Genomic DNA, 268 nt, shown 5'->3' with positions numbered 1-268 from the left:
CATCTGGTCGGCGACGTCGGAAGCGGTCGGCAAGGCGATGATGGAGCAGCTGTCGACGGAGCCGGTGATCGATCGCGACGGCAACGAGACGCGCCAGGAGTCGTTCAACTCGATCTACATGATGGCCGACTCGGGCGCCCGGGGTTCGGCGGTTCAGATTCGTCAGCTGGCCGGTATGCGAGGCCTGATGGCGAAGCCGGACGGCTCGATTATCGAGACGCCGATTACCGCGAACTTCCGCGAAGGTCTGAACGTGTTGCAGTACTTC

At 62.7% G+C, this 268-nt stretch carries 1 protein-coding gene; it reads left to right on the top strand.

The genetic code is table 11. The features are described 5' to 3' along the window. Positions 1–268 (top strand): hypothetical protein (locus AC1RO3_RS09210; RefSeq protein WP_481764119.1); only part of this gene is annotated, 268 nt, incomplete at both ends.

Source organism: Dellaglioa sp. CoH-57-MRSF-19 (genome assembly GCF_056781975.1).
This window is presented reverse-complemented; position numbering and strand designations above follow the sequence as displayed.